Annotated in this window: 24 protein-coding genes and 1 pseudogene; 12 read left to right on the top strand and 13 right to left on the bottom strand. The window is 69.8% G+C overall.

Annotated features, from left to right (window positions below):
- Positions 1–83: 83 nt before the first annotated feature.
- From ACZ7J0_RS25630 to ACZ7J0_RS25610, 5 genes are all read right to left on the bottom strand, one after another.
- Positions 84–326, bottom strand: coding sequence for a hypothetical protein (locus tag ACZ7J0_RS25630; protein WP_470891071.1), 243 nt, complete (start codon positions 324–326; stop codon positions 84–86).
- 78 nt (positions 327–404) lie between these two features.
- Positions 405–1,277, bottom strand: a complete 873-nt coding sequence (locus ACZ7J0_RS25625; RefSeq protein ID WP_470891069.1) for a hypothetical protein — start codon at positions 1,275–1,277, stop codon at positions 405–407.
- Positions 1,278–1,767: 490 nt separating this feature from the next.
- Entirely contained in the window at positions 1,768–2,577 is an 810-nt protein-coding gene (locus tag ACZ7J0_RS25620) for an alpha/beta fold hydrolase (protein WP_470891067.1), read from the bottom strand.
- 138 nt (positions 2,578–2,715) lie between these two features.
- Positions 2,716–3,879, bottom strand: coding sequence for a low temperature requirement protein A (locus ACZ7J0_RS25615; RefSeq protein ID WP_470891065.1), 1,164 nt, complete (start codon positions 3,877–3,879; stop codon positions 2,716–2,718).
- Positions 3,880–3,945: 66 nt separating this feature from the next.
- Entirely contained in the window at positions 3,946–4,803 is an 858-nt protein-coding gene (locus tag ACZ7J0_RS25610) for an SDR family NAD(P)-dependent oxidoreductase (RefSeq protein WP_470891063.1), read from the bottom strand.
- A gap of 429 nt (positions 4,804–5,232) precedes the next feature.
- Between ACZ7J0_RS25610 and ACZ7J0_RS25605 the strand changes: the two genes are divergently transcribed.
- On the top strand, positions 5,233–5,418 hold the full coding sequence (locus ACZ7J0_RS25605) for a DUF2795 domain-containing protein (protein ID WP_470891061.1): 186 nt from the start codon (positions 5,233–5,235) through the stop codon (positions 5,416–5,418).
- Between the two features lie 180 nt (positions 5,419–5,598).
- Here the strand turns inward: ACZ7J0_RS25605 and ACZ7J0_RS25600 are convergent, their stop codons facing one another.
- Positions 5,599–7,320 (bottom strand): PP2C family protein-serine/threonine phosphatase, encoded by a 1,722-nt coding sequence (locus tag ACZ7J0_RS25600; protein ID WP_470891059.1) that lies wholly within the window; start codon positions 7,318–7,320, stop codon positions 5,599–5,601.
- A 319-nt stretch (positions 7,321–7,639) separates the two neighbouring features.
- Between ACZ7J0_RS25600 and ACZ7J0_RS25595 the strand changes: the two genes are divergently transcribed.
- The 4 genes and pseudogenes from ACZ7J0_RS25595 to ACZ7J0_RS25580 all read left to right on the top strand — a co-directional run bounded on the left by ACZ7J0_RS25595 (position 7,640) and on the right by ACZ7J0_RS25580 (position 11,423).
- Positions 7,640–7,906 (top strand): hypothetical protein, encoded by a 267-nt coding sequence (locus ACZ7J0_RS25595; RefSeq protein ID WP_470891057.1) that lies wholly within the window; start codon positions 7,640–7,642, stop codon positions 7,904–7,906.
- Positions 7,907–7,917: 11 nt separating this feature from the next.
- Positions 7,918–8,163: a hypothetical protein gene (locus ACZ7J0_RS25590; protein WP_470891055.1), complete on the top strand. Its 246-nt coding sequence runs from the start codon at positions 7,918–7,920 to the stop codon at positions 8,161–8,163.
- A 284-nt stretch (positions 8,164–8,447) separates the two neighbouring features.
- Positions 8,448–10,935 (top strand): annotated as a pseudogene (locus ACZ7J0_RS25585) (molybdopterin oxidoreductase family protein).
- Positions 10,932–11,423: a hypothetical protein gene (locus tag ACZ7J0_RS25580; protein ID WP_470891053.1), complete on the top strand. Its 492-nt coding sequence runs from the start codon at positions 10,932–10,934 to the stop codon at positions 11,421–11,423. The pseudogene ACZ7J0_RS25585 and the gene ACZ7J0_RS25580 overlap by 4 nt, the downstream one beginning before the upstream one ends.
- 302 nt (positions 11,424–11,725) lie before the next feature.
- Here the strand turns inward: ACZ7J0_RS25580 and ACZ7J0_RS25575 are convergent, their stop codons facing one another.
- Positions 11,726–11,851 (bottom strand): hypothetical protein, encoded by a 126-nt coding sequence (locus ACZ7J0_RS25575; RefSeq protein ID WP_470891052.1) that lies wholly within the window; start codon positions 11,849–11,851, stop codon positions 11,726–11,728.
- A gap of 279 nt (positions 11,852–12,130) precedes the next feature.
- Here ACZ7J0_RS25575 and ACZ7J0_RS25570 point away from each other — a divergent pair, with 279 nt between their 5' ends.
- From ACZ7J0_RS25570 to ACZ7J0_RS25545, 6 genes are all read left to right on the top strand, one after another.
- Complete coding sequence (locus tag ACZ7J0_RS25570) at positions 12,131–12,961, top strand: hypothetical protein (RefSeq protein WP_470891050.1); 831 nt, start codon at positions 12,131–12,133, stop codon at positions 12,959–12,961.
- A 484-nt stretch (positions 12,962–13,445) separates the two neighbouring features.
- On the top strand, positions 13,446–14,597 hold the full coding sequence (locus ACZ7J0_RS25565; RefSeq protein WP_470891048.1) for a cytochrome P450: 1,152 nt from the start codon (positions 13,446–13,448) through the stop codon (positions 14,595–14,597).
- 104 nt (positions 14,598–14,701) lie between these two features.
- Positions 14,702–15,586, top strand: coding sequence for a beta-ketoacyl-[acyl-carrier-protein] synthase family protein (locus ACZ7J0_RS25560; RefSeq protein WP_470891046.1), 885 nt, complete (start codon positions 14,702–14,704; stop codon positions 15,584–15,586).
- A gap of 49 nt (positions 15,587–15,635) precedes the next feature.
- Entirely contained in the window at positions 15,636–15,899 is a 264-nt protein-coding gene (locus ACZ7J0_RS25555; protein WP_470891044.1) for an acyl carrier protein, read from the top strand.
- Positions 15,896–17,119, top strand: coding sequence for a beta-ketoacyl-[acyl-carrier-protein] synthase family protein (locus ACZ7J0_RS25550; protein WP_470891042.1), 1,224 nt, complete (start codon positions 15,896–15,898; stop codon positions 17,117–17,119). The genes ACZ7J0_RS25555 and ACZ7J0_RS25550 overlap by 4 nt, the downstream gene beginning before the upstream one ends.
- A gap of 73 nt (positions 17,120–17,192) precedes the next feature.
- Positions 17,193–18,749, top strand: a complete 1,557-nt coding sequence (locus ACZ7J0_RS25545) for an MFS transporter (RefSeq protein ID WP_470891040.1) — start codon at positions 17,193–17,195, stop codon at positions 18,747–18,749.
- Positions 18,750–18,801: 52 nt separating this feature from the next.
- Here ACZ7J0_RS25545 and ACZ7J0_RS25540 read toward each other — a convergent pair whose 3' ends face one another.
- The 4 genes from ACZ7J0_RS25540 to ACZ7J0_RS25525 all read right to left on the bottom strand — a co-directional run bounded on the left by ACZ7J0_RS25540 (position 18,802) and on the right by ACZ7J0_RS25525 (position 23,740).
- A complete protein-coding gene (locus ACZ7J0_RS25540; protein ID WP_470891038.1) occupies positions 18,802–19,530 on the bottom strand; it encodes an SOS response-associated peptidase in 729 nt (242 codons plus the stop codon).
- A gap of 105 nt (positions 19,531–19,635) precedes the next feature.
- Positions 19,636–21,696 carry a CocE/NonD family hydrolase gene (locus tag ACZ7J0_RS25535; RefSeq protein WP_470891036.1) on the bottom strand — a complete coding sequence of 687 codons (2,061 nt, stop codon included), beginning with the start codon at positions 21,694–21,696 and terminating at the stop codon, positions 19,636–19,638.
- Positions 21,697–21,718: 22 nt separating this feature from the next.
- Positions 21,719–23,029, bottom strand: coding sequence for an ATP-grasp domain-containing protein (locus ACZ7J0_RS25530; RefSeq protein WP_470891034.1), 1,311 nt, complete (start codon positions 23,027–23,029; stop codon positions 21,719–21,721).
- Positions 23,030–23,137: 108 nt separating this feature from the next.
- Complete coding sequence (locus tag ACZ7J0_RS25525; protein ID WP_470891032.1) at positions 23,138–23,740, bottom strand: TetR/AcrR family transcriptional regulator; 603 nt, start codon at positions 23,738–23,740, stop codon at positions 23,138–23,140.
- A gap of 48 nt (positions 23,741–23,788) precedes the next feature.
- On the opposite strand from ACZ7J0_RS25525, the gene ACZ7J0_RS25520 reads away from it, so the two are divergent.
- Positions 23,789–24,340 (top strand): GNAT family N-acetyltransferase, encoded by a 552-nt coding sequence (locus ACZ7J0_RS25520; RefSeq protein WP_470891140.1) that lies wholly within the window; start codon positions 23,789–23,791, stop codon positions 24,338–24,340.
- 7 nt (positions 24,341–24,347) lie between these two features.
- On the opposite strand, the gene ACZ7J0_RS25515 is transcribed toward ACZ7J0_RS25520, so the two are convergent.
- Both ACZ7J0_RS25515 and ACZ7J0_RS25510 read right to left on the bottom strand, forming a co-directional pair.
- On the bottom strand, positions 24,348–25,187 hold the full coding sequence (locus ACZ7J0_RS25515; protein WP_470891030.1) for a phosphatase PAP2 family protein: 840 nt from the start codon (positions 25,185–25,187) through the stop codon (positions 24,348–24,350).
- Positions 25,188–25,264: 77 nt separating this feature from the next.
- Complete coding sequence (locus ACZ7J0_RS25510; protein WP_470891138.1) at positions 25,265–26,167, bottom strand: YihY/virulence factor BrkB family protein; 903 nt, start codon at positions 26,165–26,167, stop codon at positions 25,265–25,267.
- Positions 26,168–26,193: the final 26 nt, after the last annotated feature.

The following is a 26,193-nucleotide window of genomic DNA, read 5'->3' as shown; positions in this document are numbered from 1 at the left end:
TGCGGAAGCATAAGGGCTCCTGACGATCCTAACTCCATGGCCCCAGAGCGATGTTCACCGGCTGAAGGGTGGCTCGCCGCCCCCTACTTCTGGTGGTGAGTACCTCTGGGTGCCGCACCCGGGTCGTCGCCCTCGCGGCCCTTGTCGGTTTCGTCGAGTTCACGCATGCGGCGATGGACCGCCTCCCGTAGGCTCTCGCCAGCCCGCGGGGCCTCGTCCGAACCCTCGCCCTTCGGAGCCGGTTGCCGGGAGCGGCGCCTGAGTTCGTCGATCGCTGCGCGCAGTTGCTCTGCGCGGGCCTTCCTGTTCGCGGAATCCTCGCTCATAAGGGCCTCCTCGACCGACCCGCCAGGGGCCGCTCGCAGTCACTCGCTCACCATGTCCTCAGTCGTGCTCAGTCACCCTCAGCCATTGTCGCCGTCTGCCCACGCCTGCGCGTCGGGGTTCGCACGGCGCAATTCGTCGATCTGTCCGCGCCATGCTTCGGCGCGGGCGCCCGTTGACTCACGAGCTGCCGCCATGAGTTCCCTGGCCGCCTCGAATCGCTCGGTTTCCGGGCCGCTGCGGGCGATACGGCTGACCGTCTTGGTCTTGGCGTCGACGGCCGCGCGGATGTTCGTGCCACTGGCCAGCCGTCCCAGTTTCTCGAATTTCGGCTTGTTGCCCTCGAACCAATGCTGCTGCCACCACTCGTCCGTCAGGGGATTCCGCCAGCTGATGTATCCCCCACGCAGGATCTGGCGGGGCTCCTTGATGTGGCCGCCGAAGCTGTAGCGGACGCCGTCGGAGGCAACCGGATCGTAGAAGCGAGGTGTGAAGAAGTCCGAGACGAGCAGCCCATTGACCATGTAGCCGAATTCAGCGGCTTCGGACGGGTCCGCGACCTCGACCAGGAACTCGACCAGGCCCTGGTTCGGATGCGGGGACTTTCCCGGGATCAGCCGGTTCCCCCATGGATCGGCCAGCATCTCGAGCATCTCGTGGCTCGCGGTCAGTGACCAGCTGTCGCTGAACTCGATCAGCGAGAACGGCTGTCCGTTCTTGTCGTGGTGGTATCCGGCGGCGTCCTGGACGTCGTCCACGACGATGAGCGGCCAATAGCCGACCGGAACATCCTCAAGACGGTCGAATGCGTCGACGGTCGCCTCGACCTGCCACAGCGGACCGAAGTCGCGGGTGGCCTGCTTCTGGAGTGCGGCAGCGACTCGATTCAGTTCGGAAGGGGTGATCGGATTGCTCTGCGTTTCGGACACGAGTGCGAGCTGGGTGAGGAACATGTTGAGGCTCCCACTTCACCGTCGACTGCGGGCATATGAGGGTTAACACCGTGCGAGATCCCCTAAACACAGCGGCTCTTGGACGCGGCGGCTGGGGTAATCGCCGGCCGGAACGAACCACGCGTACTGCCGCCCTCGTGCGGTCACCGGCCTGCCGCGCAACTCCTCGACGAGAGGCTGTTCGCTTCCGGTGGCGGCCGGGGCCTGACGATCCATGCGCAGGGGCGGCCCGCTCCGACCCTGATTCCACGGCTGGGCGGTGCCGGACGTCCCCGTACCTGGCCGGGGTGAGGCGAGCCGACTCACCTGTGGTCGACATCGCCCGGGCGACTCAGTGCGAGCTCTTCGACCGCTACGTGGCCTACGCGCGGAGCGTCCTTGCGGACAGCAGACCGGCAACCTTTCCGTAGCCGGGCGGTCCCGGCACGGTCAGGGTCGGCGGCACCCGTCGCGGGACAGTCACCGCGGGATTCCGCGCCGGCCTCCCTCTTCACCCAAGCGCGTCGGCCACGAACGCCGCGATGTCGGCGACGACGCGATCAGGCTGCTCCCAGTGCACGACGTGTCCGACGCCTTCGTACACCAGGATCCGTGACCCATGGATGGCATCGAGTGTGACCTCCTGGTCGGCGCGCGGAAGGAAGCCGTCCTGGTCGCCCCAGATGACGAGGGTCGGCACCAGGATCCCGGCGAGGGTGGCGGGAAGATCGGCCTCCATCAGGCCGCGCATGGTCTCCTGCCAGACACGGGCGGGAACCTTGAGGTTCTCCTCGGTCATGGTCTCGATGAGCCCCGGGGCGATGGGCCGGGCCGTCATCGTGCTCATGAGGCCGTCGACGTACTCGCGCGGGACGGGATCGGAGAGCCCCTGGATCTCCTCCCAGGCGTCGGCGATCACCGGCTTGTCCGCGAGCGTGGCGGGTACGCCGATCAGGACCAGGCCCGAGATGCGGTCGGGGTGGCTGCCGGCGACCATCCGGGCGGCCACACCGCCGCTGGAGGCGCCGACGAGGACAGCGCGCTCGATCCCGACGGCGTCGAGGAAGCCCACGATGTCAGCGGCGAAGTCGTCCGGCCGATAGCCCTCGTCCGGACGGTCGGCGTCGCCGTGCCCGCGCTGGGTGAGCGCGTACCCGTGCAGGGCCATCGGCAGCCGCCTCAACATCGGCTCGAAGGACCACCATGAGTCGGCGATGCCGTGAATGAAGACGACGGGCGTGCCACCGGAATAGCCGGCCTCGGCGTAAGGAAGGGTCGGCCCGTCCCGCAGAGACGCGCTCTTGACGGAGATCGTGGTCATCCCGTTCAGCGTCTCCCCGAGACGCGGGCGCGGCAACATCTCGGCCGCCGTCCGGACCCTCGCCCTCCACGGCGACACCGCCGCACGAACGTTGGCCCACGCCGAGTACTCCGCCCTGCGGGGCAACCGGTCGTACCGTCAGCGCAGGGGTGTGACCCGACCCGAAAGCACGGCCAGTCGGGCCCAGAGGAGGTGTCCGAGGGATTCGGCCGCCAGGGCGGCGATGGCGAGCAGCGGGGGAAGACTGTCGCTGAACACGATGACGAGCAGCGGGATGCAGATGCCCGGCACGGCCCAGACCGCGATGCCGGGCAGGCGGCGTCCGTAGCGCAGGGCGATGGCGGCATGTGCCGTGTGGTAGAGCGCCTGGCCTCCCGCGACGGCCACCACGGCGCCGAGGGCGAGATGGGGATGACTCGCCTCGTCCACCGCGGTGGCGAGCCCCGCGGCCATGGCGATGATCCCGGCCGTGACGAAGAAGTGCAGGAACCCGGCCGTGTCGCGGGCCAGGAGGTACGCGTCCTTGCGCTGGGCGGAGTCGAGGACGCGCTCGGCGCTGGAGGAGGCGAAGTCGAAGTACGACCACCACAGCGAGGTGAGCAGGACGAATCCCACCACGGCGACGGTTCCTGACGCGGCCGTCCATGCGTGGTCGACGGCGGTGATCAGGCTGACCACTGATTCGCCGAGCACGATGATCACGAAGAGGCCGACACGTTCGACGAGGTGGCCGGCGTGCAGCCGACCGGGACCTTCTGGCCAGGTGTAGCTGAGCAGGAGCACGATCTCGAAGGCCAGCGACACCGCCCACAGGACGTACCGCCCCGGCGCGGGCACCACGGCGGACACCGCCCACAGCGCGCCGCTGCCCAGGCAGTAGGCGACCGGCCGCCAGCGCGGCAGACTCACGGGGCCCGACAGCCTGGTCGCCGGCCACCACAGCGTCCACAACACGACGCGGGTGCCCGCGTACCCCAGGGCGTAGGCGGGCGCGCGGTCGCCGAACGCGTCCGGGACGGCCGCGCTCATCAACGCGAGGCAGAGCATCGCCACCAGCATCAGCAGCCGTCTGCGCGGACTGTCACCCTCGAACAGGTTGGCGAAGAATGTGATGTTGATCCAGACCCACCAGGCCGGGAAGTACAGCGCCAGGAAGCGGCCGAAGTCCGCCGCGCCGGGATTCCCGTGCAGGGTGTGGGCCAGCTGGGCCGCCACCGCCACGAACACCAGGTCGAAGAAGAGCTCCAGCCAGCCCGCGTGCCGTACCGGCCGGTGCTGCGCCCCAGCTGAGGCAAGCGTCATCGTGCCACCTTCATCGCCGTTACTCCGTCGGATCACCCGCACCGAGCCGCCCACGGGGCGGGAGGGTCAGCCGGTGGAGACCCAACCGGCCGTCTTCGAGGTCGTCGCGGAGCCGTCGAGGTCCGCGAGCTTGGTGGCGACGAAGTCCCGCGCCCAGTCCGAGGTCTGGACGCGGAACGCCGGGCGCTCGGCGTTGAGGGCGTCGATGATGTGCGCGGCCGCGTCCTCGATGGTCTGCGGCGTCGAGAAGCTTTCCCTCACATGGGCGAGGTAGTTGGTGAGGGCAGGCGCGTACGGGCCGGCGGCTGCCAGGTAGGAGGGAATGTCGATACCCACATTCGCCACGAACTCGCTTCCCACGGCGCCCGGCTCGACCACCACGACGTCCACTCCGACCGACCCGGCCAGCGGGGCCAGAGATTCCATGAAGCCCTCGACGGCGAACTTGGCTGCGCAGTATGCCTCGTTGAAGGGCTGTCCGATCACACCGCCCACACTCGACACGGTGATGACGCGGCCACCCGAGGCCCTCAGGTGCGGCATCGCGGCCTTGGTCACGGCGACCACGCCGAAGAAGTTGACCTCCATCGTGTCGCGAACGTCCTCGATGGTCTCGAGCTCGATCGTGCCGACGTGACCGGCGCCGGCGTTGTTGACGACCGCCTGCAGCCCGCCGAACTCGGCGACGATGTCCTCGAAGCAGGCGGCGACGGAGGCGGGGTCGATCACGTCCAACTGCTTGAGCCGCAGCTGTCCGGTGACACCGGCGGCCTCGGCGGCTCTCACGAGGGTCTCGGACCTGCCCAGGTCACGCATGGTGGACATGACCGTCCAGCCGGCGCGGGCGGCGGCCACGGCTGCCGCCAGGCCGATGCCGGAGGAGGTGCCGGTGATCAGGACTGTCCTGGGGGTGTCGGACGCCATGGACTGAATCCCACTTCCGTAAGGGTCGGCTGACCGCTCTGTGTATGGTGCGCGCAGTTTAGGCGGACCACGAGGAATGTCCGCTATCAGCATGTATGTCGGTTGGTGCCGGGCGCTCTGCCCATGGCTGTCTCCGGGTGCGTTGACTGCCGATGGTGAGGCGATCGGATGACACGACCGCTTGTCGCAACGACACACGGTGGCCTTCCTCCGTAACGTGGGCCCATCCCAGGCGAGGAGGCGGCGCGGCACGGCGCTGTCGTGGGGTATGCCACGGCCCCGCCTGCCGGGGACGTGACGTATGCCACCGCGTCTGTCCAACACGCGGTGGCGTACGAAGCGTCATAGCGGCTGCGGCTTTGTGCGCCATCGTGGTGAAGCAACGGTGGGAGCGTATTCAGTCACAGCCGGCGGAGGCATATTCGGCCCATGAATGTGAACCCCATCGAAATGCAGAAGTCGCTCAGCGGCGTGGACTACCCCGCCTCCAAGAAGGACATCCTGAAGCAGGCGGAGAACAACGGCGCCGGCCGCGAGATCAAGGAAGCGCTCAAGTCGCTCCCGGAGAAGCAGTACGACTCCCCCGCAGCGGTCAGCAAGGAAGTCGGCAAGTAGACCCGCCGGCGGACCGGCCCTCTCACGGGCCCACGCGAGGCCCGGGCTTTCGGCGGTCGCCGCCGGCCCGGGCCCTCTCACGGGCCCACGCGAGGCCCGGGCTTTCGGCGGTCGCCGCCGGCCCGGGCTTCAGGCGTTCGAGAACGCGACGGGAAGCGCCCTCTGTCGTCCGGCGCCCGGTCAGGTACGAGGACCCTCTCCCGGAGGCACTCGCAGGGCGAGTATGGCGATGTCGTCGTCGTTGTCGCGGGGACGGGTCCTCTCCATCAGAAGGTCACTGAAGGCTTCCAGTGGCCGGTGCGCCAGGGACGCGGCGTGCCGGCGTAGTCGCTCGAGGCCGTCGTCGATGGGGTGGCCGGGGGATTCCACCAGGCCGTCGGTGTAGAGCACCAGTGTGGACAGCGGCGGCAGGTGGACCGTTCCGTTGGTGCGTGTGACACCGGCGGCGTTGGCGCCGAGGAGGATGCCGTGTCCGTCGGTGAGGTACTCGGTCCGCCCGTCGTGCGTGACGAGCAGGGGCGGCGGATGGCCGGCGTTCGTCCACTGGAGCTGCCACCGGCCGTCGGCGTCGGTCGCCAGTCTGCCGAGGATCATGGTGGCCATGTCCACTTCCGTGATGTGGGGAAGGGCCTGGTCGACATGGCTGACGATGACGCTGGGGGGATCTTGGCGGGACCAGGCGTAGGCACGCAGGATATTGCGGAGCTGGGCCATGTCGGCTGCGGCGTCCAGGTCGTGCCCGACGACGTCGCCGATGACGAGGGCCAGGGCCTGGTCCGGGAGATGGAAGGCGTCGTACCAGTCGCCGCCGACCTGGGAGGCGTGCGGCGCGGGCAGATAGCGGGCGGCCATCTCCAGGCCCGGGACGTGAGGCATCTGGGGCAGCAGGTGGCGCTGCATCGTCTCGGCCACCTTGCGCTGGCGTTGGTAGAGGCGTGCGTTGTCGAGTGCCAGGCCGGCGCGGCGGGCGATGTCCTCGACCAGCGGAATGTCGAACGCGGTGAAGTCGTCGGGCTGCTTGGATCTGCCGAGCGTCAGAGCTCCGAGGACTTCGCGCAGTCCGTGGATGGGCGCGATGACCGCCGACCGCATACCGGTGGTCTCGAACAATCTCCGCTGTTCGACGGCGATTCCGGAATCGGGAGGCCCTTGGTACGTCCTGGGTGTGGCAAGCGTGGAGCCGGCGCCGCGCAACGCCCTGGAAAGCGGCAGCGGCGAGGACTGCGGCACCGGTGGCATGGCTCCTTGCAGGTCTGTCAGGCGTGACGGCCTGCCGCCGTCCTCGTACGCGACCACTGCGCGCCACACTTCGTCGTTCTCCGTGATGAGGTCGATCACGGCCCAATCCGCCAGTTGGGGAACAACGAGCCGCACCAGTCGCTCGAGCGCGTCGTCGATGTCGAGGGTGGAGGTGAGCTGAGTGGTGGTCTCGGCCAGCAGCGCCAGTCGCTCCAGCTCCGGCAGCGGCCCCGTCCGGACAGGTGCCCCCTGCCCCCGGACGCCGGAAGGCTCATGTGCGTGGAACACGACGAGCGCGCCCAACTCGTCGGCCGTGAGGCGAAGCGGGGACACGAGCCACGACAGGAGCGCCGAGGTCCCGTCGCCGCGTTCGAAGTACCCCGACTCCTCCTGCCTGGCCCGTCCGGCCACGAAAGCCTCCATCATCGGGCACTGGCTTCTGGGCATGGCGTGCCCATGAGCGTCCCGGTGAAGCAGATCATGCGCGTCCTGACCCAGCAGGGTGTCGGCACGGCGTCCCAGCAGCGCTTCCAACTCGGTGTTCACGGCGACGATGGAGCCGTCGGCGTCCACCACGTACGCCCCGGCCTCGAGCCGGTCCAGCAAACGCTGCCAGTCGTCGACACGCTCCTCGACTCCCGTCCGTTCCGGTGGAACGCCCACTTCCGCACACCTCCGCACTCGTGCCGCTGTCGCTTGACCGTCTGCTACCCCGATCCGGCGCCTTGGATCACCCTCTGCCGGCAGCAGCGACGACGCAGAGCTGTCGAAACCGCGCGGACGGTTCCACACGTGCCGGAGCGCGATGAGCCAGCAGGCTGAGTGGCGTACGACGAACGGGTCATTCGTAGGGGATGCGAGTGCCTGCGGCGGGCGACTCTGGAATATTCCCCTGGCACGGTAGTTCGCGGCGCTGTCGGCAAGGCCGAATGCTGGTTCCAATGCCGAAAGAGCCTGGGCCGGAAAGATAGGGAGACCTGTAATGGCCGTTAGCTACGACCCGGCAGACCACTTTATCGCCAAGAACACTACACTGGGCTTTTTTTGGACCTTCGGGGGTAATGCCTACAAGGGTCCGATTGTCCTCGGTGCCGCGCCCAGAACGAAGAATGTGGCACTAAACGCTTCGCTTGGGCATGTGGACTTCACTGCGATCGGCAGTCTGACCAGTCCGTGCGGCTACCACAACACGGTCACGAACAACAACAACTTCGGAGTGACCTACCGAAGTCATGCATTTCATGATTGAACGGAGGCGTGATGAACAAAATCACCCTGGTCACCGATGAGGCCGGAAACGTCATCGGTGGCTCGCTTACCAGCAGGTCAGAGCGAGAGAGCCGGGCAGACTTCTACCAGACCATCGTGGCTCTGGAAGGGCAACACGTCCACCACGATGTCGACTTGCCGTCGGATCTGCTGTCGCAGCCGGACGTGGACGCACTCGTCGAGGAGCTCCTGAAGCACAAAATCGATTCCTCCGGGCAGCTCGTGCGCAAGGGGTGAAATATCGCCTTTGCTTCGAGCGCCGAAAGGGTACATCGGGCGACGCCTACCTGGCCGGCCTGGACCCCGGCACCGGACACCCCCGCCTCGGTGGGCCAGGAGTCGATCACGGCGGTGGGTCTCGACGGTGTGGCGGCGTGCCCGCTTCCTGACTGCCGATGTCCGCGCCTCAGGTCCCCGATCCGACCCTCGTACGGCGGCAGAGGTGACGTTGGACGGCGAAGGCCGAGGGTACCGATGACGTCGGCGCGCGAGGTTTCGCCCGGGGTCGCTGGGAGGTAGGCGTGGACGCTTCGGTGGACCGGATCGCTGAGCCGTGGGGCGGCCGTACCCCGTACGGACGCCATGAGTCCTGGCCGGCGCGTGTGGACACCCACTTGGCAGAGGGCGTCGAACCGGACGCGGTGCGGCAATGGGTGCAGTCGGCGTCGATCCTGCACTCCGACGGAGACGCGATGGACATCGCCGTCCGGGACGGCCGGATCGTCGGCGTACGAGGACGCCCGGAGGACCGTGTCAACCACGGGCGGCTGGGACCGAAGGACCTTTTCGGCTGGCAGGCCAACGCCTCACCGGACCGCCTGACCCGTCCCCTGGTCCGAGAGGGCGGGCGTCTGGTGGAGACCGATTGGGACACCGCGATGGAACGGGTCGTTTCCCGTTCCAGAGCTCTGCTGGATGCGCGGGGTCCGGGTGCGGTCGGCTTCTACACCACCGGTCAGCTGTTCCTGGAGGAGTACTACACGCTCGCGGTCCTGGCCAGGGCGGGAATCGGCACCAACCATCTGGACGGCAACACACGACTGTGTACCTCCACCGCCGCGGAAGCGCTGAAGGAGTCCTTCGGCTGCGACGGGCAGCCCGGCAGTTACGACGACATCGATCACTCGGACGTGATCGCGCTGTTCGGCCACAACATCGCCGAGACGCAGCCGGTCCAGTGGATGCGCGTCCTCGACCGTTTGGAAGGCAGTGCCCCGCCCCGGCTGGTGTGTGTGGACCCGCGCCCCACTCCGGTGGCGCGCCGGGCCGCTGTCCATCTGGCGCCGCGCCTCGGAACCAATGTGGCGCTGCTCAACGCGCTCTTGCACGAGATCATCCGCACCGACCGGGTCGACCACGACTACATCGCCGCCCACACCGTCGGCTTCGACGAACTGGCGGCGGGCGTCAAGGACTGCACCCCTCGGTGGGCCTCCGGAATCTGTGACGTCCCGGCCGACCGGATCTCGGAGGCGGCGGAGCTCCTCGGCGCGGCGGACCGGCTGTTGTCCACGGTGCTCCAGGGCGTCTACCAGTCCCATCAGGCCACCGCCGCCGCCGTGCAGATCAACAATCTGCACCTGATCCGCGGGATGCTCGGCCGGCCTGGGGCGGGGGTGCTGCAGATGAACGGCCAGCCCACCGCGCAGAACACTCGCGAGTGCGGTGCCAACGGGGACCTGCCCGGCTTTCGCAACTGGGCGAACGACGAGCACGTCGCCGACCTGGCGAAGGTGTGGAACGTCGAGCCGCGGGCGATCCCGCACTACGCCCCGCCGACGCACGCCATGCAGATGTTCCGGTACGCCGAACAGGGCTCCCTCCGCCTGCTGTGGATCAGCGGCACCAATCCGGCCGTCTCCCTGCCCGAGCTGTCCCGTATCCGCTCGATCCTGTCCCAGGAGCGGCTGTTCGTCGTGGTCCAGGACCTGTTCCTGACCGAAACGGCGCAGCTGGCCGACGTGGTGCTGCCGGCGGCGACGTGGGGCGAGAAGACCGGCACCTTCACGAACGCCGACCGCACGGTGCATCTGTCCGACAAGGCCGTCGAGCCGCCGGGCGCGGCCAAACCGGACCTGGACATCTTCCTGGACTACGCCGCGAGGATGGACTTCAGGAACAAGGACGGCGGCCCGCTCATCACCTGGCACGACCCCGAGTCGGCGTTCGAGGCGTGGAAGCGGTGCAGCGCCGGCCGCCCCTGCGACTACACCGGGATCACCTACGCCAAGCTGCGCGGCGCGAGCGGCATCCAGTGGCCCTGCAACGAGGCCGCACCCGGGGGGACGGAGCGTCTGTGCACCGAAGGCGCCGCCTGGGCCCACCCTGACGTCTGTGAGAGCTACGGCAAGGACCTCGTCACCGGAGCGGCGAACGGCGTGGTCGAGTACCGCTCGCTCAACCCGGAGGGCAAGGCGATGATCAAGGCCGCCGCGTACATCCCGCCACACGAGGAACCGACCGACGACCACCCCTTCCAGCTGACCACGGGTCGGACGATCTATCACTTCCACACCCGCACCAAGACCGGGCGCGCCGCAACTCAACGCCGCCGCACCGGATGTGTGGGTGGAGATGTCATCCCCGGACGCCGACGTGCTCGGCCTCGGCGAAGGAGACCTGGTCGAGGTCACCACCCCGCGCGGTGCCCTGCGGGGGCGTCTGCGGGTCACGGACATCCGCCCGGGTCTGCTGTTCGTGCCCTTTCACTACGGGTACTGGGACACGCCCGCCGGACACGGCCCGGGCGGCACCACGGAGGGGCGGGCCGCGAACGAGGCGACCGTCACCGACTGGGATCCCGTCTCCAAGCAGCCGCTGTTCAAGACAGCGGCAGCCGCCGTGCGTCTCGTCGAGCGCGGTGACGGCAAGACCGCTCCGGCACCCACCACCACCGCGTCCGCCCCCTCTCGGGGCGCCCACCTGCCCCCGACCGTGGGCGGTCCTCCGGCCTACGTATCGCAGTCGGCAAGCGCCCCACGGAGCACGCGCGAAGGAGACGGCACGTGAACGGCATCAGGCTCGTCCTGCGCGCTGTCCATCACGGCGAGCGGCACTTGGCCGGGGAACTCGTGGCCGTGGCGGACCGGCACCGCACCGAGCACGAGATCCACCACGTCGCGACGGACCTCGCAGCCTGGTCGCGCGAGCACGTCCGGCGACTGGCCCGGACAGCCGCGGACTACAGCCTGAACCTGGGAGATCCCCCGGACGAGACCTCCTCCGGCTTTCTGGCGACGGTGCGGCGGAAGATGGCCGAGGCGGTGGGGCGCCGACCCGAGCCGGGGCTGCTTCTCCTGCGCGATCTGCGCGATCTGCATGTGAGCGCGTCGGAGAATTCGTTGTACTGGGAGATGCTGGCCCAAGCCGCTCAGGCCACGAAGGACGACACGCTGCTCGAGCTGGCTTCCTCGTGCCACCCGCAGACGCTGCGGCAGATGCGCTGGACCAACACCATGGTCAAGACCCTCGCCCCTCAGATCCTGACCAGCTTGTGAACTGATGCAGGGAGGCCGGGAGGTGGGCCTCCGGAGCCGGAGTACGGACCGGCAAGCGATCACGCGCGTACGCGCTCGCGGGTTTCGAGGTACGGACCAGCACCTGGCCCGGCGCCGGGTCGGGGACGGCGACCTCGGCGATGTCGAAGCAGTCGGGAGTGGCGAGCCCCCCGGGCCGTGTGACGAGCCGTGCCACCAGCCCGGTCCCAGCGATGCCGGGAAGGGCAGCGCGGCACGACGGGAAGCATGGGGGCGACCCCCGGCGTGCCCGCGCCACCCTCAGGACCGGCCTATGGCGCTCCTCACATGTCGTGACGCAAGAGCTCTACGATCACCGCCCACAGGGCGCGTACGCCCAGACCGGCGGCGACCCGTATCGCGAGTTCACGCCTCAACCTTGCCCGCATGGACGACGGCTTGTCGGCCATATCTCCTCCTTCCGGTCGGGGTCCGCCTCGAGGTGGCGGCCCTCCCCCATCGATGGGCGTTGCCCCTACAGCTGGACACCGACGGAAAGAGACCCCTCCAAACTAGCTGCCACGAGCGTGAGTTCGGAAGAGCGCGCCCCCAAGGGGCTGGAGGCGACACCTCCCTGACGGGCCGGCGGGCCCAGTCGGCCCCCAGGGCGCGTCCGGGTGGGTGGATTCCAGACCCGGGCGGCGCAGTCCGTGTGGTGGGGGTAGCGGCCGCCGCTTTTGCTGGGCGCCATGACAGCGACAGTGATGCCACGACCGAAGACCCTCGTTGCCGCCGCGGGCCTCGGCCTGTGCCTGGCCGTGATTCCGGCCACGCGGGCGCACGCCCAGATCCTCGTTCCCTGTGGGAACACGACGGCCTTGCGGGCGGCGATCCAGCAGGCGAACACCACGGGCGCACCCGTCTTCCTGGCTCCGTTCTGCACCTATACGTTGACGCAGGCCGACAACACGTCCGCCGGCCTGCCCCGGATCACCGGCAACGTCAGCATCAACGGCTTGGGCACAACCATCCAGCGCTCCACCACCGCGAGCACCTTCCGCATCTTCTCCGTCGATTCCGGCGGATCCCTCACCCTGAACCAGATCAACGTACGCAACGGAGTGGTCGGAGGCGACGGGGGCGGTATCGAGAACCACGGCAATCTCACCGTCCAGGGCGGCTCCCTCACCAACAACCAAGCAACCGACGGCGGAGGCGGCCTGTACAACGCCTCTGACGGCCGCGCCACCCTGAACTCCGCGAATGTCAGCGGGAACAGGGCGACCGTGTTCGACGGCGGCGGCATTCTCAACACCGGCACTCTGCGACTGAGCTCCACCACTCTGCAGGGCAACAGCGCGGTCCACCGCGGCGGCGGCCTGGGCAACTTCAACGACGGCGTGGCCACCTTGACCGCCAGCCGGGTCGTCGGGAACACCGCCAGTACGGCCGACGGTGGACAGGGCGGCGGCATCTGGGAGCACCCCGGGTCCACGGTCAGCCTCGTCCAGACCAGCGTCACCGGGAACACCGGCGGCAACTGCCGCCCGGCCGGAAGTGTCCCCGGCTGCGCGGGCTGATCCTGTCCCCCACGGCGCGGCGGGCCTGCCGATGTCGTGTCTCTTCGGATCTCCGGCAAACACCCGGTCGGTCTCGTTACGAAACCGCTCCTACGGGAATTGCTGGATTTCATCCTCTTCCGCAGAATCGAGAAACGCCATGGTATTGAACCCGGGACACGGTGGCCTCCTCTCCCACCTCCTCCACGCCATTGAATCCCTGCTGGGAATCCTGCTGTAGCGGCACGAAGACAGGGCCTGGTCCTCGCCGAGGATCAGGCCCTTTTTCAGGTGCGCGTGGATCCGGTCGCATGATCTGAAGTAACCCCACCAGAAGCGTGTCTCGCTTGTCCTGTATGCCCGCCTTGGCACGATGCTCGGAATGAGCCCTTGCATCTGTCGAGATTGGTGAGGCGTTCTCATGCCCGCACGAACGCTCCCACCCCGTCTCTCGTGTCCGGCGGTGTGGGATCCACGCTTCGCGACACGCTTCACCAGGCCGTCGGTGCGGACTGCTGCCGTCCGGGTCTTCGGCGAGCTTCCGGCATGGGCCGTGCTCACCGACCGCGACGCCAGGGCCGTACTGGCGGACACCCGTTTCGCCAAGGACGTGAGCGCCGGCGGCCTGTCATGGAACGGCGCACCGATCGACGCCAGGGCTCTCACGAACACCGGTGTCCTGCTGGCTGATACGCCACAGCTGCTCGCCGCGAGCGGGCCCGCCCACCGGGAACTGCGCGGCGCGCTGGGCGAGCGACTCAGGGGCGCGTCGGTGGGGGCCGTCGCCGATGTGGTCGACGAGGCGTGTGCGGCGCTGGTGCGGCGGGCTGCCGCGCAGGGCGCCTTCGACCTCGTGACCGATGTCGCCGTGCCCCTGGCGGAGGCGACGGTGGCCGCGGTGCTCGGAGTGCCGGACGATCTGGCCCGTGACGCCGTGGCCGCGGTGGTGGGCGGCGGGTGGAGCGTGCGACCGAGTCCGTCGGCGCAGCGTGCGCTGGACGGCATCGCCGTACGCATGGTCGCGCATGCCCGGCGGCGGCGCAGCGACGGTGTCGCGGGTGTGCTGATGGAGGCGTACGAGGCGGGCCGGCTGAGCGGGCCGCAAACGCTGGCGGCCGTCGAGCTGATGGTGTTCGGAACGGTGGAGTCCCTGGTCACGGTCATTCCGGCCGCCTCGCTGCTGCTGATGCAACGCCCGGCGGTTCGTGAGCTGCTGTGCCGCGGGGAACAGGCTGTCCGCGACCGCGTACTGGAAGAGCTCTTCCGGCTCGCGCCCCCGTTCCCGTACTCGACCCTGCGGGTGGCGCGGGAGCCGCTTCGGCTCCCCGATGCCGACATCGGGCGGGGCGAGGCGGTCGTGGTCTCCTTCCTGCACGCCAACCTCGACCCCGAACGGTGGCCCGATCCGCTGAGCGTGCGGCTGGACCGTCCGGCTCCCGCCGCCCATCTGTCCTTCGGCTTCGGCGCCCACTTCTGCCCGGGAGCGGCGCTGGCCCGCCGGGAGGTACGCAGCGCGCTCCTCCAGATCTTCACCCTCATGCCCGACCTCGCCCTCGCGGTGCCCGTCGAGGCGCTGCGGGCCCAGGAGGGCGCGGTCGCCTCTCTGGAGAGCCTGCCGGTCACCTGCCGCGCCACGGCGAAGGTGGGTTCGGTGTGAGGGTGGACAACCGCGTCAGCGTGGCCGGTGCCGCTCAGTTGCTGCCGGGGATCCGCCATTCCTCACCGCACGTACCGGTTCCGTCCGCTCACTCGCGCCCCGGCATGAGCGGCGTCACGGCGACCATGCGCACCGGTCCGGAGCTGGCGTGCGAGGTGACGTGCCGACTGCTGCGGCAGACCGGGCAGGCGGCACAGCAACTGGATCTGCTGTGTCTGGCCCTGGGTTTCGACAACGGTGACGACTGGCGCCTGGCTCCCTTCCATCTCGCCGAGTCCTGTGGGGCGCGGGCAGCCACGGTGCTGGGTATGCAGCAGATGTCCAACGGCGGAGCAGCCGGCGTCACCCATGCGGTGATGAGCCTGTTGTGCGAACCAGGCATGGAAGCCGCGCTGGTGGTCGCCGCCGACAGCTTCGCCGACCTGTCCCCGGACCACTGGGGTCACGGTTCGGTCCAGGGTGTCGAACTCGAGGACGGTGCCGCCGCGGTACTGCTGCGCCGGGGTGGGCGCGGTCCGCTGTCCATCCGTTCCGCTGCGACGGCGGGCGTCCCCTTCGTACGCCAGTCCCCGGGCCCATCCGGCGCGCCCGAGCAGCGGCGCGGTACGCGCATGGTCGTCGACGACACGGTGCGAGGCCATCTCGAGCACGGCATGGCGGTGCTGCGGGCGGTGAAGACAGCCGTTCACCACGCTCTGCTGGATGCCGGGCTGTCGGTCGACGACCCGTCGATCGGCCTGGTGATGCTGCCGCGGCTCGGTCCGATGCTGGCGCGCCGGCTGCTGTCGGCCCTTCCCCAAGCGCTGCGAGCGAAGGTGAGCACCAGCGGACAGCACTCCGCGCACCTGGGGCCGGGCGATCTCCTTGCCGATCTGGCCTGGCTGTGCGCCCGCGGCGCCGACAGGACCGCACCGGTGTCGGTGCTGGTGTCGGTCGGCGTCGGCCTGACCGCCACCTGCCTGGTCGTGGAAACCCAAGCGTCCGGATGAACACACCCCGCGGGACCACTCGACGAGAAAGGTATTCGCCTTGTCCGCAATGCTCGATCTGCTGATCCGTACCCTGACCGACCACTTCGGGGTGGATGAAAGCTCCATCACCGGTCAGTCCCGGCTGGAGGCACTGGAGGTGGACTCGCTCGCGCTGATGGAGATGCTGACCATCCTGGAGGACGACCACCACATCACCCTGCCGGAAGACCTGAGCGGCATTCAGAAGCAGTCCACCCTCGCGGAGGTCGCCACGCTGCTGGAAGACATCCAGCCGGCGCACACCACCGCGGCCGGCGGGCCGGTGGCATGAGCCGGGACGCGGTGGCCGTCACCGGCGTGGGGATGATCACCTCGGCCGGCAGCGACGTCGCCGGGACGTGGGAGCGGATGCGCCTGGGTACCGGAACCGCCGCTCAGCAGCCCGAACTGGCCGGCTTGCCCGTGACGTTCTGCTGCCGGGCCGACGGTTTCGATGCCGAGCAGAGGCTCGGCCGCAAGCTGGTGTGGCGCATGGACCGCTTCATCCAGCTCGCGCTGGCGGCCGCCCGCGAGGCGGTCGGCCATGCGCGGCTCGATCCGGCCGACTGGGACCCCGTACGCGTCGGTGTCATCATCGGAGCCAGCGGGCAGAGCGAGGAGACCGCCGGAAACACCTGGAAGAAGTTCCTCGACGGCCGCGGCAGCAGGATCGCCCCGAGCACCATTCCGCGCAGCAGCCCCAACATGGCCGCGGGCGAGATCAGCCTCGACATGAACATCCAGGGTCCGGGACTGACGGTGAGCACGGCCTGCGCCTCGGGCGCCACCGCCATGAGCCTGGCACGTCACCTGCTGCGCTCCGGCACGTGTGACGTCGTTCTTGCCGGCGGCACGGACGTGGCCTGCGGCCCGATGGCGGCGATGTGTTTCGACCGGCTCCAGACGCTGTCGCGCCGCACGTCGGCGCCGGACGCCGCCAGTCGCCCCTTCGACCGTGACCGGGACGGGTTCGTCCTCGCCGAGGGCGCCGCGGTCCTGGTCCTGGAACGGGCCGAGCACGCACGGGCTCGTCGCGCCCCGATCCACGCCTACCTCGCCGGCGCCGCCGTCGCCGGCGAAGCGCACCACCCCACGGCTCCCACCCCCGACGGTTCGGGGGCCGCGCGCGCCATCCGCCTCGCGCTCGCCGACGCGGGCCTGCATCCGGCCGACGTCGACCACGTCAACGCCCACGGCACCTCGACCCGTCTCAACGACCTGGCGGAGGCACGGGCGCTGTGGTCGGTCTTCGACAGGCCGCCACCGGTCACAGCGCCCAAGAGCGTCACGGGTCACAGCATCGCCGGAGCCGGCGCCATCGAGGCGGCCCTGACCGTCCTCAGCCTCGTCCACCAGGAGATCCCTCCCACGGCGAACCTGGACTGTCTCGATCCGGACATCGACCTCGATGTCGTCACCAAGGTGCCCCGCCGGCACCGGATGAACGCCGCCATCAGCAACTCGTTCGGCTTCGGCGGACAGAACACCGTACTGGTCTTCACCACGGCCTGACCGTGCACCGTGCCGCGCGGCCCGACCGTGCGGCTGCCGCCCACTCCGCCACACCGACCTTGACGAGCTGACCATGAGCCCTCGCCTGCCCGACCGACGTTATGCCGCCACCGCCGTGGTGTGCTCAGGACTGTTCCTGCTCGGGCTGGATCTGACGATCCTCAATGTGGCCATCCCCGACCTCCAGCGCCGGCTCTCCCCGTCCATGGCCCAGGTGCAGTGGATCGTCGACGGGTACGCCCTCGTCCTGGGCGGCACCGTCCTTGCCCTGGGCGCCGTCACCGACAGGATCGGCCGGCGTCGTGCCTTCATGCTCGGTCTCGCCCTGTGCGGGGCGGCCGGCGTCGCGGGAGCCCTGGCCACCACCCCGGTACAGGTCATCGCGGCACGAGGCGCCATGGGCGCCGGAGCAGCGCTGCTCATGCCCGCCACCCTGTCCGTGATCACCAATCTCTTCCCCGAACCGGCCCTGCGCCGGCGGGCCATCGCCATCTGGGCGGTCATCGGCAGCGCGGGTGGCCTGACGGGGCCCCTGATCGGCGGCTGGCTGGTCGAGCAGTTCTCCTGGCGGGCCGGGTTCTGGTTGAACCTTCCCGTCGCCGCTCTCACCATCACGCTGGCCCTGTGGCTGGTACCCGAATCGAAGGCGCCCCGCACGGGACGCGTCGACCTGACGGGAGCTCTTCTGTCCACCGCGGCGCTGCTGACCCTCGTGTGGTCGATCATCGAGGCACCCCGACGCGGCTGGACCAGCACCCCCATGGTGACCGGCTACCTTCTGTCGGCTCTGCTCCTCACCGCTTTCCTTCTTCAGCAGAGCCGCGGCAGGGCCCCGATGCTGCCGCTGTGGATCCTGCGCGAGGGCCGTATCGGCGCGGGCGCGCTCACCCTGGCGATGAGCTCCTTCGGCATCTACGGCGCCCTGTTCATGATGACCCTCTATCTGCAGGGCGTCCTCGGCTACACACCCTGGCAGGCCGGCCTGCACACCCTGCCGCTCCTGGCCGCTCTCGGTGCGGGCGCGACGGCCGCCCTGCCCCTGCTCGCCCGGGGCGGGGAGATGCCGCCCATCATCACCGGACTCCTCCTGAGCACCGTCGCCTTCGCCGTACTGGCCGGCACCCAGGACACCTCCGGCTACCTCCGGTTGGTCGTCTTCCAGGTCATCGCGGGTCTCGGCGCCGGCATGGTGGCGGCGGCCGGCACGGAGGCGGTCATGAACGCCGTCCCGTCCGCGCGGGCGGGTCTGGGGTCCGCGATCAACGACGCCACCCGCCAGGTCGGCGCCTGCCTCGGGGTCGCCGTCCAAGGCTCGGTCCTCGCCACCGTCTGCACCGCCCGCCTGGACACCTTCGCCGAGGAACAGAGCCTCCCTCCGGGGATTCTCCGGGGCATTACGGAGCGCACGCCGCAGGCGGACCAACTCGCCGCTCTCCCCGACGCCGTGCGTGTCCGGCTGCTCGGCGCCGTCCACCACGCGTTCATCGACGGGCTCACCACGGCCGCCCTGGCCGCGGGAGCCGTGACCCTGACCGCCGCCTGCGCCGCTTTCCTCCTCAGCCGGCCCCGGGCCGTCGTCCAGCTCGGCTCGCGACTCCGAGCGCGGCCCGTCGTGGATGAACCGGCATAGGGCGTGCCGACACGACGGGGTCGGCATGCGGCGGTGGTGACCGGCGTGGAGGTCAGGCGGGGGCGTCGAGGAGGTGGGGGCCGTTGTTGCGGACGCTGTTGACCGCGGTCGACACCGGTCGTACGTCGAGGCGGCCGCCCCCGGGAGTGTGGAGCAGCGCGCGGAGCGCGTGCACGTCCTCGTGGGTGGGGTCGAGCCAGGCCTCGTAATCGCCGGGGTCGAGGGCGAGGGGCATGCGGGGGTGGATGCGACCGGCCGCGTCGGTGGCTTCGGTGGTGATGACCGTGCAGGTGGTGAGCCACGCCTCGGGCGCGTCCTCGTCGGTGACGGCCGGGTCGCGCCAGAACTCGTACAGTCCGGCCATCGCCATCACCGACGTGTCCTGCGGGCGGATGAAGTACGGCTGCTTGTAGGCCTTCGCCGTGCCGGTCGCGGGGACGGGTTGCCACTCGTAGAAGCCGTCCGCCGGGAGCAGGCACCGGCGTGTGGCGAACGCCCGCCGGTAGGCCGGCTTCTCGTGGACCGTCTCGACGCGTGCGTTGATCATCCGCGAACCGACTGAGGGGTCCTTCGCCCACGACGGCACCAGGCCCCACCGCACCGCGCGCAGCCGGCGCTGCAGCTCGCCACTGCCACGGTCCGGGCGTTCCAGGACGGCCCACACCGGGTCGGTCGGGGCGACGTTCCAGCTCGGGGCGAGGGTCTCCTCCGGATTCCAGCGGGCCTCGAAGAGGCCGGCGAGATCCTCCGGTGCTCGGGTGGAGGCATATCGGCCGCACATGACACCACTCTCCCATCCTCTCCGCCGCGGGGGCGGCACCGACGGGCGGACAGCCGGGCCGCACCGGCACCCGGCGCGGCCCGTGCTGGTTCGCACCACCCCGCGCTACAGGTGGTCCCTGGGCAGCGTCTCGTTCCAGGTGCGGGAGAACACTCGGCGCTCTCCCTCATAGCCGTCGAGGGTCGCGTCGACGAAGAACTCCGTCTCGCTGCACGTCAGCCGCGTGCGGGTCTCCACGCGCACATCCCAGTCGTCCCGCCGGAAGCGCATGGTCCACGCCGATTCGCCCCCGACGGAGGTGAAGTCGTCGGCCGTGGCGGTGTAGCGCTCGTAGGCCCGGCATCCGACATCGAGACCGATGTCACCGATGCGTACGGTGCCCCGGTCCTTCACGATCTCCAGCGCCCAGTCGTAACCGATCAGGTCGCGCCTGACCTCCCAGCGCTGCTCCGGAGCGGTCAGCGAGGTGGTCGCGAGGGGCTGGGTGCCTTCGGGCTCCCCGAAGGGGCGCTGAGGCACCTCGTCCGGTTCCCCGGCCGGTCGCACCGGCAGCGTGAGGGTGCTGGTCCGCTGATGGACGCTGAGCAGGGCGGGACGCGGCGGCGGCCAGGCCAGCGGCCAGTAGGAGGTGGACAGCGAGAGCCGGATGCGATGGCCGCGCGGGAACACCTGGGCCACCCCGTTGAGTTCGACGGTGGCCCGGTAGCGCCGCCCCGGCTCAAGGGGCTCCGGCTCGCCGGTGCCGCCGCGGTGGGCGAGGTTGAGCAGGCCGTACGTCACACGGGTGGCCCGGCCGTCGGGTGCGACGTCGGAGAGGCGGGCGGCGACGGTGGCCACCGGTTCGCTGACGGACACGTCGAGTTCGACCGTGGGAGAGCCGAGGATCTCGACGGGATCGCTCAGCGGTCCGGTGTCGAAGACGAGCGAGCCACCGTCCTCCTCGCGCTGGTCGTACGGCAGGTCCGGCGGGGCGTTGTACGAAGCCCACTTGCCCGCGAACTGGCCGACGGACAGCGGCGACTGCACGGTCATGGCGTGGTCGGTACTGTCGCCGTCCTCGTCGCCGCAGGACTCACCGTCCGCCGCTTCCTCGGGCCGGCCGATGCGGTGCGGCAGAAGCGGGTGGGTGACCGGTGTGATGTGTGGCGAGGGCCAGTCCGGCTCGCCGACCCACCGGCCGGGGCGTTCTTCGTATGAAGTCGACGGCGGCACGCTGTCCTGCATCCATGCCCGCAACATGGGCCCGTCCATGACTCCGTTGTCCACGCCCTTGAGCCAGTGGTCCCACCAGCGCACCACTTCCTGGAGGTAGCCGATGGCGGGGCCCGGTTCGCCGAGGTGGGGCAACTTGTGCGACCAGGGACCGATCAGGCCCTTGCGCGGTACGTCCAGATGGGACAGCAGCCGTGTCACGGCGTTGGAGTACCCGTCGGCCCAGCCGCTCGACGCCAGCACGGGGCAGCGCACCGCCGCGTAGTCCTCGCAGACAGAGGCGTGCCTCCAGTAGTCGTCCCGTCGCTGGTGGCGCAGCCACTCCAGCACCCAGGGCCGGGTGTGCTCCATGCGTTCGTGCCACATCTCGCGCCAGCGCTCGCCGACCACGGCGGGGTCCGGTGGGCAGGTGGCGTAGGCGAACATGGTGCCCGCCTCGGCGAGGTTGTCGGACAGCATGGTGCCGCCCATGTAATGCATGTCGTCGGCGTAACGGTCGTCCGTGAACGACGCGATGACGATTGCGCGCAGGCTCGGCGGCCGGCGGGCGGCCGTCTGGAGGGCCGCGAACGCGCCCCAGGAGATGCCCATCATGCCGGTGTCGCCGTCGCACCAGGGCTGCTCCGCCAGCCACCCGAGAACCTCCTCGGCGTCCGCCAGTTCCCGTTCGGTGTACTCGTCGGCCAGCACGCCCTCGGAGTCGCCGGTGCCCCGCAGGTCCACCCGTACGCACGCGTAGCCGTGACCGGCGATATAGGGGTGGTGGATCGAGTCGCGGCGGGCGGTCAGGTCGCGCTTGCGGTACGGAATGCACTCCAGCACCGCGGGCACCGGTTCCCCGTCCGAGGAGACCGGACGCCAGACGCGGGCCGACAGGCGGGTGCCGTCGGACATGGGCACGACGACGTGTTCCTCTTGCTTCGTCGCACAGGGCAGATTGCTGACAAAACGCATACGGCCGGTCCGCTCCCTTCCCTCAGGCGTTCTTCGTGTCTCGGCCGCCCGGAGTGGTCCCGTCGAAGGCGAGGCCGAGGGCCGCCACGCAGCGGTCGTACTTCGCCCGCAGGTCCTCCTCGCTGTCCCCGCCGGTGAAGATGTGGGCGATCTCGTAGCTGTAGCTGTCCTGCTGCGGGGTGTGCGACAGGCGCTGCCCCTCCTCGGGCACCACGTCGATCCGTACGCCCGGGATCTCGTGCTCGATCCGGTCGAGCTCCTCCCGCGTGGGCACCTGATGGACCACGCCGTCGGCGAACCACCGGTGGTACCACTTGGCGGCCACCTCGTACGGGCCGGCCCGGTGCGGCAGGGAGGGATCCCTGCCCAGGGCAAGGCTGATCATGCAGTGATGGTTGGGGACGCCGTCGACGTACTCGAACAGCTCGGCGTGCGACTGGGAGTGCCGGGGGTTGATCTCCAGCAGATTGATCGCGTCGGTCCGCGGGTCGTAGAAGTACTCGATGCTGAACGTCGCCGCGTCCATGCCGATCTGCCGCATGACCCGTGTCGACACGTCGTGCAGTCGCCGGACGACCGGCTCGGGCAGAGCGGACGGGTACTGGTGGCGCAGGAAGCTCGACGAGTCCGGGTAGTTGATGGAGTCGAGGACGCCGTAGACGGTGACCTCGCCGTCGTGGACATAGCCCTCGACGGCGACCTGGACCCCGGACAGCGCCTCTTCCGCCAGGCAGACCTGGCCTCCGACGCCCTCCATCTCGGCGGGCAGGTCGATCCGGTCGAGCACGTACTCGAAGGGCCGGCCGACGCGCGCGACCCCCTTGCCGATCTCCTCCACCGCTTCGCGGAACTCCTTCTCGTCCTTCACGCCGAAGGCCAGTTCCGAGGAGTACGACAGGGCGGGCTTGACCCACATGGGGAAGCTCATGCCCTCGGGCGGGCGCGGGTCGTCCGCCTCCAGGTCCACCCGGCCGAAGCGCGGATGCTCCTCGACGACCTTCTGCTGCTCCAGTCGGCTCCAGTACTTGTGCTCGCACTTGACGACCGACTCCAGGCTCGTGCTGCGCGTGCCGTAACGCTCGCTGAGGATCGGTACGAGTGTGCTCACGGGGAAGTCCCAGTAGCCGACGATCGCGTCGATGCTGCCGTCGAAGGCGTCCAGCACGCCCTGTGCCTTCTCCCTCAGCTCAGCCACGGACACCTCGCCGTGCTGGAGCTCCTCCACGGTCAGCAGCGGATGGAACACGTACTCGTCGGCGTGGGGCACGTTGCGCAGGGTCGGCAGGTTCGCCTCGTCCAGACCCAGGACGAATATGTTCTTGCGTTCGGTCACGGGCTCTCCTCCGGTCGTGATGCTCACGGATCGTCCTGGACCGCCTGCCTCGCCAGACTCGTCTCACACATCCCGGGGTTCGTCTCACACATCCCAGGTCGGGGACGGTCAGGCCTGGGGCGGGGCCGGCGACGCCAGTGAGGCCAGGTGGTCGTCGAGGAGCTCGACCTGGCGACGGGGCGGGAAGGCGTTGGGGTCGAACAGGGCCTGTACCACCAGCCCGAGTACGAACGACTGGGCGCCGGCCGCGATGCGCGCGGGGTCTCCGGGCGGCAGTTCGCCGAGTTCCTGGGCCGAGGCGACCAGGGCGCGCAGCCTGTCGCGGCTCTGTGCGTACTTGCGGGCGTAGTCCTCGCTCAGAGCGGGGTCGGCGAGTGCCGCGTCCCAGGACGACACCCAGATCCGGTTGCTGTCGGTGGCCTCGGGAGTCAGCGGCAGGACGTCGAGCAGGGCGGCCCTCACCGCTGACAGGCCCTGCCCCCGGGCGCGCCGGGGACGGGACGCGGTGCGCTGTTCGAGCAGGTCGAGCGCGTGCGCGACCAGATCGCGCTTGGCCGGGAAGTAGTGGGTGAGCAGACCGGTGGTCGCGCCGAGTTCGGTGGCTACGGCGCGCAGGGTGAGGCCGCCGAAGCCGTGCGCGGCCAACACCCGCCAGACCGCCTCGGAGACGTCGCGACGGCGGGCCTCGTGATCGCCCTTGGTGCGTGGCATGCTGCTACGGTACATACCCGTAACGCTTGTTGTGTGAATGGGGTCATCATGTTCTCGCTGCCGCTGCGGGACAACGCCCGCCTCGAGCCGCTGGAGGTCTGGCACGCCGAGGAGTTCGCCACCCACATGGACCGGGCCCGCGAGCACATCCGGCCCTGGGTCGGCCCGGCGTTCGTGACCGACGACCTCGACGGCGCACGGGCCACCCTGCGTCGGTACGCCGAACGACAGGCCGCTGACGGTGCCCGTCTGTACGGCATCCGGCTCGGCGGCACGCTGGTCGGCGGCGTGATGTTCGTGGACTTCAGCGCCGCCGCCGGTTCGTGCGAGATCGGTTGCTGGCTGGAGCCCGCCGCCGAGGGCCACGGGCTGGTCACTGAGGCCTGCCGCGCCCTGCTGGACTGGGCGTTCACCTCCCGGGGGCTCCATCGCGCCGAGTGGAACTGCCGAGCCGACAACGAGCGGAGCTCCGCGGTCGCCGAGCGGCTCGGGATGACCCTCGAAGGGGTGCGGCGCCAGTCCTGGCCCGTCGGCGGCACCCGCCACGACAAGCAGATGTGGGCGGTCCTCGCCCCCGAATGGCGAGCCCAACGCCCTTGAACCGCCCTCAGGAGCTGGGCGGGCCGTCCGGGGGCTGAGGCTGGTGACGCAGCTCGAGAGGCGGTTCCGGGTGATGGTTCGCCAAGAGCTCCGGTTCCAGGCCCTGCGCGACCGTGGTCCGCGGGCGCCCGATGTCCGTACGCCAGGCCTCGAAGACACAGGTCGTCGCCGTGACCACGGTGATGCCGAGCAGCCATCCTCCGACGACGTCGCTCACCCAGTGCACGCCGAGCGCGACACGGGTGTATCCGACCCCCAGCACGGCCGTGACGGCGAGCGCCCATGGGAGCGGGCGCCAGACACGGGGCACCAGAGGGAGCAGGACCAGCAGGAGAATGGCGCAGGACGTGGTGGCTGTCATGGCATGACCGGAGGGGAACGAGAAGCCGGGCGCGTGGGAGACCGGATCCGGCAGATGGGGGCGCGCCCGTTCCACGGCGTTCTTCGTCAGCAGGCCGATCAGGCCGCCGGCCGCCGCCGTGACGGCGGCCCACGCCGCCAGCCGCCACGCGCGGCGCGTCATCAGCCACACGACCAAGGCGGCGACCAGCAGCCGCATCAGCACCGGGTCCCACGCGTAGCTGGTGAGAAACTCCAGAAGGCGCACCCAGCCGGGGTGTTCCAGGGCGGTGTGGTGCAGCCGCTCAGCCGTGGTCCGGTCGAGGCGGTGCAGCGGTGCCCACTGGGACTCCACGAGGACCAGGGCCAGGGCGAAGGGCACGGCCACCACGGCGGTGGCGGCCACCGTCAGCACGAGCCTCATGCCGAAGGTCGCATCGGTCCCGCCGTGACGGGCAAGGAGTGCGCGGACGACGGGCCCTCGGGCTCGGACGGTGCGCTGTGCCATGGTGACGCCCTCCTCCTTCGGTGAGCGGTGCGCGGGGGCGGCGGGTCGGCGCCGGGCTACGCGGCGGCCGGGGCCGGTCAGACTCCGGGGTCCCGCGTGACTGGTCTCCTCACACCCGCTCGCGCCGCCTCCAGCTGGGCGGCGAAGGCGAGGCCGAGGAAGAGCGCCATCGAGGTGAGGTAGGACCACAGCAGCAATGACATGACCGCGCTGAGCGGCCCGTACACGCTGGTGAAGGAACTGCTCACTCCGACGTAAAGACTCAGCCCCCAGGTCGCCGTGATCCACAGCGCCAGGTACACGACGGCTCCGAAGGCGAGCCAGGTGTAGCCGGGTTGGGCACGGCGGGGCGAGAGACGGAAGATCGCGCTGGTGGCCAGCACGGCCAGCAGGATCCCGATCGGCCAGCGCAGGATCTCCCAGGCCCGGGTGGTGGCCGGGCCGAGGTGGTAGACCCGCGCGAACGCGTAGGTCAGGTCGGAGCCGAGGACGGTGAGGATGAAGCTCAGCCCCAGCGGGAAGCCCGCCAGCGCGGCCATCACCAGCCCGCGGGAGTACTTGTGCAGGAAGGGCCGGTCGCGCTCGTTCCCGTAGATGCGGTTGGCGCCGCGCTCGACCTGGCACAGGCTGGTGGTGACGTTGACCAGGGAGAACAACAGGCCCAGCCAGAGGGCCGCCTCACCGCCGTCGCCGGCGTGCCGACGGCTCTGGCGCAATGCCTCGTCGACCATCTCCTGACTGGGACCGCTCGTGATCCGGCCTATCGTGATCTCGGCCACGCGGCCGATCTCCTCCGTGTGGAGCACGCTGGACAGACCTATGGCGGCGATGGCCAGCGGCACGATGGACAGGACGGTCTGGAGAGCCAGCGCGCGGGAGTGGCTGAACCCGTCGGCGTAGCGGAAGCGTATGAAGGAGTCACGGGCCAGACTCCAGCCGCCGTAGCGGCGCAGGGCGGCCCACGCTTCGTCGCCGGACAGTTCCTCGCCCTGGACGTCACGTCTCT

Source organism: Streptomyces sp. NPDC038280 (assembly GCF_055600045.1).
The sequence above is the reverse complement of the archived record's forward strand: the minus strand, read 5'-3'. Positions and strand labels throughout refer to the sequence as shown.